Genomic DNA, 2410 nt, shown 5'->3' with positions numbered 1-2410 from the left:
GCCGAGCCGGGTGTAGCCACGGAAATGGGGGCTGCGCACCATCGCGATGGCGTCCTTGTCCGGTTGGGGCAGCTCGAAGAGCCGGCGCGCCGCGTCCAGCATCCGTCCCACCAGGTCCGGCGCCACCCCGTGACCGGTCAAATAGAAGAAGCCCACCTCGTGGCCGGCGTCCCGCAGCCCGCGGCGCAGCAGCGCGGCATCGGCCCGCAGGTCCACCGTCGGCACCTCGCCGGGCGGCGCAGTGACGCCGCGCACACCGGTCACGTGCGGATCATCGCCGCAGGTAGATCGGATTTCAACGGCATGACCAGCAGCTTCCCAACCGGTTGGTTAATTAGGCAATGAAATCTAGCTCACATTGACTTGCATCCCACTGACGCGAGCGATATTTTAGGTCTTGTTACTGGTGGGTAACTTAGACCTAGTACCCAACCACAAGTGGCATTCTCAACGAGGAGGACCGTAGTGAGCCACTACAAGAGCAACGTCCGCGACCAGGTATTCAACCTGTTCGAAGTTCTGGGCGTTGACAAGGCGCTGGGCCAGGGCGAATACGCCGACCTGGACGCCGACACAGCCCAAGAAATGCTGAACGAGATCAGCCGGCTGGCCGAGGGGCCGGTCGCCGACTCCTTCGTCGAGGGTGACCGCAATCCGCCGGTGTTCGATCCGAAGACGCACTCGGTGACCCTGCCGGAATCTTTCAAAAAGTCAGTCCAGTCCGTCATCGAGGCCGGCTGGGACAAGGTCGGCATCGACGAGGTGCTCGGCGGCATGCCGATGCCCCGGGCGCTGGTGTGGGCGCTGCACGAGCACCTGCTCGGCGCCAACCCCGCCGTGTGGATGTACGCCGGCGGCGCAGGCTTCGCCAACATCCTGTACCACCTCGGCACCGAGGAGCAGAAGAAGTGGGCCGTCATCTGCGCTGAGCGCGGCTGGGGTTCGACCATGGTGCTCACCGAGCCGGACGCCGGTTCGGACGTGGGCGCCGGGCGGACCAAGGCCGTCAAGCAGGAGGACGGCTCCTGGCACATCGACGGTGTGAAGCGGTTCATCACCTCCGCCGACTCCGGCGACCTGTTCGAGAACATCTTCCACCTGGTGCTGGCCCGCCCCGAGGGCGCCGGACCGGGCACCAAGGGGCTGTCGCTGTTCTTCGTGCCCAAGTTCCTGTTCGACTTCGAGACCGGCGAGCTGGGCGAGCGCAACGGCGTCTTCGTCACCAACGTCGAGCACAAGATGGGCCTGAAGGTCTCGGCGACGTGCGAGCTGAGCTTCGGCCAGCACGACGTCCCCGCCAAGGGCTGGCTGGTCGGCGAGGTGCACAATGGCATCGCGCAGATGTTCGAGGTCATCGAGCAGGCCCGCATGATGGTCGGCACCAAGGCCATCGCCACCCTGTCGACGGGCTACCTGAACGCGCTCGAGTACGCGAAGTCGCGCGTCCAGGGCGCCGACATGACCCAGATGACCGACAAGACCGCACCGCGGGTGACCATCACGCACCACCCGGACGTGCGCCGTTCGCTGATGACCCAGAAGGCCTACGCCGAGGGTCTGCGCGCGCTGTACCTGTTCACGTCCACCTACCAGGACGCGGCGGTCGCCGAGGCGATCCACGGCGTGGACGCCGAGCTGGCGGTCAAGGTCAACGACCTGATGCTGCCGGTCGTCAAGGGTGTGGGCTCGGAGCAGGCGTACGCCAAGCTCACCGAGAGCCTGCAGACCTTCGGTGGATCCGGCTTCCTGCAGGACTACCCGATCGAGCAATACATCCGGGACGCCAAGATCGACTCGCTCTACGAGGGCACCACCGCCATCCAGGCGCAGGACTTCTTCTTCCGCAAGATCGTCCGCGACAAGGGTGTGGCCCTGGCGCACGTGTCCGAGCAGATCCAGAAGTTCGTCGACAGCGAGTCCGGCAACGGCCGGCTGAAGACCGAGCGCGAGCTGCTGGCCAAGGCCCTGACCGACGTCCAGGCGATGGCGGCCACGCTGACCGGCTACCTGATGGCGGCGCAGGAGGACGTGACCAGCCTGTACAAGGTGGGCCTGGGTTCGGTGCGCTTCCTGATGAGCGTCGGTGACCTGGTCATCGGCTGGCTGTTGCAGCGTCAGGCGGCGGTCGCCGTGGCGGCGCTGGATGCCGGTGCCAGCGGCGATGAGCGGTCCTTCTACGAGGGCAAGATCGCGGTGGCGTCGTTCTTCGCGAAGAACTTCCTGCCGTTGCTGACCAGCACCCGCGAGGTCATCGACACGCTGGACAACGACATCATGGAGCTCGACGAGGCCGCCTTCTAGGCCCTCGACGGCAACGCATGAATCCCCCGCTTCGCCTGGTCGGAGCGGGGGATTTGCGTTCGCCGCAGCGATGAAAGGCCTGCCGGACAGCAAAAAGGCCGCCGCTGGA

The 2410-nt window shown here is 65.8% G+C and carries 2 protein-coding genes; one reads left to right on the top strand and one right to left on the bottom strand.

Going from position 1 to position 2410, the window contains the following annotated elements; genetic code table 11:
* The coding region (locus A5622_RS21225; protein ID WP_197508068.1) for a 2-oxoglutarate and iron-dependent oxygenase domain-containing protein at positions 1-255 on the bottom strand (255 nt) is incomplete at its 3' end.
* Positions 256-465: 210 nt separating this feature from the next.
* Between A5622_RS21225 and A5622_RS21220 the strand changes: the two genes are divergently transcribed.
* Positions 466-2301 (top strand): acyl-CoA dehydrogenase, encoded by a 1836-nt coding sequence (locus A5622_RS21220; protein WP_066866207.1) that lies wholly within the window; start codon positions 466-468, stop codon positions 2299-2301.
* Positions 2302-2410: the final 109 nt, after the last annotated feature.

This window comes from Mycobacterium sp. 1245801.1 (assembly GCF_001673055.1).
GTDB classification, from domain to species: Bacteria; Actinomycetota; Actinomycetes; order Mycobacteriales; family Mycobacteriaceae; genus Mycobacterium; species Mycobacterium europaeum_A.
Note: the sequence above shows the minus strand (reverse complement) of the source record. Positions and strands in the feature narration are given on the sequence as shown.